The 5,204-nt window shown below is 54.8% G+C and carries 3 protein-coding genes; all 3 read left to right on the top strand.

Going from position 1 to position 5,204, the window contains the following annotated elements; genetic code table 11:
• The first annotated feature begins 186 nt into the window (after window positions 1-186).
• The 3 genes from QZR21_RS07905 to rpoD all read left to right on the top strand — a co-directional run bounded on the left by QZR21_RS07905 (window position 187) and on the right by rpoD (window position 4,853).
• Window positions 187-915, top strand: coding sequence for an ATP-grasp domain-containing protein (locus QZR21_RS07905; protein WP_296098540.1), 729 nt, complete (start codon window positions 187-189; stop codon window positions 913-915).
• 913 nt (window positions 916-1,828) lie between these two features.
• Window positions 1,829-3,625, top strand: coding sequence for a DNA primase (gene dnaG, locus QZR21_RS07900; protein WP_296974778.1), 1,797 nt, complete (start codon window positions 1,829-1,831; stop codon window positions 3,623-3,625).
• An 85-nt stretch (window positions 3,626-3,710) separates the two neighbouring features.
• Window positions 3,711-4,853: an RNA polymerase sigma factor RpoD gene (rpoD, locus tag QZR21_RS07895; RefSeq protein WP_296098560.1), complete on the top strand. Its 1,143-nt coding sequence runs from the start codon at window positions 3,711-3,713 to the stop codon at window positions 4,851-4,853.
• Window positions 4,854-5,204 lie beyond the last annotated feature (351 nt).

The following is a 5,204-nucleotide window of genomic DNA, read 5'->3' as shown; positions in this document are numbered from 1 at the left end:
GGGGGGTAGAGTCAGATGGGGATAGACGGAATCGGCCCGAAGGGCCTGTCCACCTAGCCACTAGATCTAGCCACCAGCCACTGATTCGCCGCAGGCGAATCAGTACGGGACTGGCAAAAAAAGGGGGAACATGGTATCATTACATTTGTAGCAGTGTATTTTTCATTAGTTGAATGGAGAAATTGGATGAAGGCGTATATCCGCATCAGACACACAGGAGAATTCTTCGACCCCAGCTGTTATTATGCCTATACCGGCTGCCGGGAGCAGGACATTCCTGTGGTGAAATACAAGGCCGTCTATTCGCTCACCGAAAATACACCGTCCGACCCGGTGGTAGGCACCGTGGACGATGTGAGGGTAGCACTGGAACGGTTCGGCGTGAAACTGGATCCTTTGGATTATCCCGATGAACTTCTTCCTTTTACCGGGCGGAAGATCTGGAAATCCACTCTCTTCACCATCACCAGCCATCCCGAAGACTGGCACATCTTTGTGAAGCCTGTGGAAGATATCAAGCGGTTCCGGGGCACGGTGCTGGACAAGTCGGAGGACCTCATCAAACTGGGCGGCGGCCTGGAGGACATCGACGTATGGTGCAGCGAAAAGGTACGCTTCATTTCCGAATGGCGTCTCTGGGTGCTCCATGGATCGATTTGCGGCCTCACCCCCTACAAAGGCCGGTGGGACGTATTTCCTGATGCCCAGGTCATGCGGGACGCGGTCAAGGCCTATACATCGGCCCCAGCAGGATACGCTATTGACTTCGGCGTCACCGATGACGGCAGGACACTCCTGGTGGAAGTCAGCGACGGCTATTCCCTGGCCAGCTTCGGACTATCCCCAAAACTTTATATGAATATTCTGGCAGCCCGCTGGCAGGAACTGACGAAATCCGCTGTTCCCGCCACGTGACTCGTAGTTAAGCACCGATGATGGAAGAACAATTCGTATTTTCAGTCAGTCGGTGCTTTTTGACTCAATGGGAGCATGGGTGTGTTGGACGGATGCTCGAAGGATGACGGAAAATTAGGAATGAGGAGTTAGGAATGAGGAATGGTGGTGGCGGCGCACAAAGTTTGGAAGCGCCGCCTTATGAAACACCATAGCGGCTTCACCGCATCCATCCTGCGGCTTTGCCGCGCCTTCTCTAAGGGGCTGCATGGGTAGGGATTGCCAGACATAGAGGTATTTACCTTTGCGAAAGTATCCATCAGCAGGTGCCCATATTGATGACACCGAGATCGAGGCGGATAGCGGCTCCGCCGCCATAGGAATCCTAAAGACTCTATCCCTATAACGCACCATTGCCTCTGCACAAGGCTCTCTTCCCAGAAGAGAGCTGCCAACGGCTGAGAGATGGTGATGGAATCTGCGGCTCCACCGCTGGACCTCAACTCTCAACGCTCAAATCTATCTTTGAAAACCCCGTCATAGTCATTTATCTGGGAGATTTCTCGACTCATCGTAGCTGTAGCGACTTTACGGATAGATTCACTTAGCATGCTCCCACCGCTCGAAATGACGTTATGGGGGTAGAGTCAGATGGGGATAGACGGAATCGGCCCGAAGGGCCTAACCACCTAGCCACTAGATCTAGATACTAGCTACTGATTCGCCGCAGGCGAATCCGCTCAAGGCTCAAGGCTTCGCCCGTACGCACAACATATATCCATCATATAAAACTCCGCGGCGCCATATAATCTGACGCGCCGCACCACCATTCCTAATTCCTAATTCCTAATTCCTAATTCCTCATTCTTGATTTATCAATAATAACTATAGACATACATTCCCATATATTCAGAACAACCCAAAAGGAGGACTCTTGGCTTCATTTGATAATGAATTCCTTCAGCGGCTGAAAGACAATATCAACCTGGTAGACCTCATCGGCTCTTACGTGGAACTGAAGAAACATGGCCGCTACTACATGGCCTCCTGTCCCTTCCACGGTCCCGAGAGGACCCCGTCCTTTGCGGTTTCCCCGGACAAGGGATTCTACTATTGCTTCGGCTGCCATGCCAGCGGCGACGCCATTACGTTTCTTGAAAAAATGGAAAACCTCACCTTCATGGAGGCCGTAGAGAAACTGGCGGATTACGCCCACATGGAAATCCCGAAGAGAGAAGAAACGGCGGAGCAGAAAGCCCGGGCCGCCATGGACCGGTCCCTTTACGAAGTGACGGATCTGGCGGGAAACTATTTCCACAACTGCCTCACGAAGACCCAAATGGGGAAGGCGGGGCTCGCCTATTTCTCCAAGCGCCACCTGACGGCGGAGACCATAGAAAAATTCAAACTCGGCTTTGCACCGCCGGACTGGCAGAAACTGTACCGGGACTTCACCACGAAGAAGAACGTATCGCCGAAGGTGCTCCTCACCAGCGGCCTCTGCGCCGAGAAGAACGGCCGGATCTACGACGTTTTCCGGAACCGCTGCATGTTTCCGATCTGGAACCTCCGGGGGAAAATCGTGGCCTTCGGCGGCCGCGTCATGGATGACAGCAAGCCGAAGTACCTGAATTCCCCGGAAACGCCGATTTTCAACAAGCGCCGCCTCCTCTTCGCCATTTACCAGGCCCTGCCCACCATCCGGGCGAAGCGGCAGGCCATCATGGTGGAGGGCTACATGGATGCCATTTCCCTTCACGCCCATGGGGTGACGAACGCTGTGGCGTCCCTGGGCACCGCCTTCACCATTGAACAGGCCAGGCTTCTCAAGAAATACGCCGACGAAGTGGTCTTCAGCTACGACATGGACGCCGCCGGCCAGAACGCCACGAAGCGGGCCCTCCAGATCGCCGGATCTGTGGGTCTGAAGCTCCGGGTAGTTCACCTGGGCGAGGGGAAGGACCCCGATGAATTCGTGAACCTTCATGGCGGCGACGCCTATCTGGAAGCAGTGAACCAGGCGGAGCCGGCCATGGATTTCCTCTTCCATTCCCTGCTGAAAACCTACGACAGCACCACCCTGGACGGCCAGCACCACATCCTGGATGAAATGTTTTCCATCCTCCTCGATGCGGGAGACGCCTTCCAGCTGAATTCCTTTATCCGGAAAATGGCGCGGACCATGCACATGGACGAAGGCATGATCCGCAGCGAAGCCCTCGTATACGCCAGGAAAAACAAATCCAACGTCTACATTTCCCAGAAAGTACCGTTGGAAAAGGAAGAGGTGAGCCTCTCCCCCCTCACGAAGAAACAGCGGCTTCTGGAAGCGGGGCTCCTGAAGTACTGCCTCGTGTTCCACCAGCTGCCGGAGGGGGTGGAGGAACTGGAGAACTACTGGTTCTCCGATGATTTCCACAGCCGCCTCTTCGACGTATTCCGGGACCTGGCCGCCGCCGGGGCGCCCATCACCCGGGAGGGGGTAGAAGGGAAGCTGGGACGGGAGGACATAGAAAAACTGGCCCGCCTCCTCATGGACGGAGAGCAGCCGGGGTCCATCCCGAAGGAAGAATACATCTGGCCCATGAAAAAAATATATCTCCAGGAGGAATACAGGATTCACACCCAGAAAGCCCAGGAGCTGCTGGACAAGGATCCGCAGAAAGCGAAAGAAGAACAGTTGCTTTGCATCAGATTGAGTAGAGAAATACTGAATTTGGGGAAACATTAATATGGCCCATTCCAGGAAACAGCACCCCCGGGCAGGGGCATAAAGCCCGGGAGCACCTGTTTCCGACCTTTCCAGGAGGGGGGAAATTGCTATGGCAGAGCAGAAAAATGAGTTAACCGGTTGGATAGAAGAATTAAAAAAGAAATCCAGAAACGGCGTCATTTCCAATAAGGACATCATGGACCTCATTGCGGAGAAGAACCTGGGGGAAGAGGACCTGTCTGACCTCTACGCCGGCCTCCATGATGACCACTACGAAGTGGACTTCGACATGGACGTATCCGACGATGACGTGGACTTCTCGGAGGAAGAAGAAGAGGAAGCGGAGTCCCAGCCTGAGTCCACCGAGCCTGTGCCGGACATGGACAACACCGTCACCATCGACGACCCGGTGAAACTGTACCTGAAGGAAATCGGAGCCCTGAAGCTCTTGAGCAGCGAAGAAGAAATCAGACTGGCCAAGACCGTGGCAAAGGGGAGCACCGAAGACGCCACGGAAGAAGAAAAACAGGCCGCCAAAGAGGCAAAGCAGGAACTGGCGGACCGGAACCTTCGGCTCGTGGTGTCCATTGCGAAAAAATACCTGGGCCGGGGACTCCAGTTCCTGGACCTCATCCAGGAAGGAAACCTGGGCCTTTTGAAGGCAGTAGACAAATTCGATTACACCAAGGGCTATAAATTCTCCACCTACGCCACCTGGTGGATCCGCCAGGCCATCACCAGGGCCATCGCCGACCAGGCCAGGACCATCCGGGTGCCGGTGCACATGGTGGAGACCATCAATAAAATGAACCGCATCTCCCGGCAGCTCCTCCAGGAAAAGGGGAGAGAAGCCACCAACGAAGAACTGGCCAAAGCCATGGGCGTCACCGTAGGGAAAATCCGGGAAGTGAAAAAAATCGCCCAGGACCCCATCTCCCTGGAAACGCCGATCGGAGAAAAAGAAGACTCCCACCTGGGAGACTTCATCGAAGACCACGAAGCCATCGCCCCCGATGACGCCGCCGGGTCCATCCTCCTTCGGGAACAGATCGACGAACTCCTGAACGGCCTCACCGAACGGGAACGGCAGGTCCTGGAACTCCGGTTCGGCCTCAAAGACGGCAGGACCCGGACCCTGGAAGAAGTGGGCCGGTACTTCGACGTCACCAGAGAAAGAATTCGCCAGATCGAAGGAAAGGCCCTGCAGAAACTCAAAAAGTCCGCGAGAACCCTGATGAATCAGTGAGCGGGATGGAGGTCTGGGTCTAGGTCTAGGTCTAGATCTAGGTCTAGGTGATCAGCGGCTCCGCCGCCCTTCTAGTGACTCTGCACGTATCTCGTCATTTCGAGCGGTGGCAGCATACTAAGTGATTCTGTCCTTAAAATCGCTAAAGCTACGATGAGTCGAGAAATCTCCCAGCTAAATGACTGTGACGGTGTTACAACCCGATAGGCTGCGGACCCATCAGAATTCCTCTGTCACTCCGTGACATTCCCCTTTGGAAAAGGGGGACAAACCATCAGCCTGCGGCGCTTCCAATCGCTAACCTCCGTCGCCTTCGGCGCCACCTCCTTCCCAAGGAAGGAGGCTAACCAT

The sequence above is a fragment of the uncultured Dialister sp. genome, from assembly GCF_900541605.1.
GTDB lineage: Bacteria > Bacillota > Negativicutes > Veillonellales > Dialisteraceae > Dialister.
This window is presented reverse-complemented; position numbering and strand designations above follow the sequence as displayed.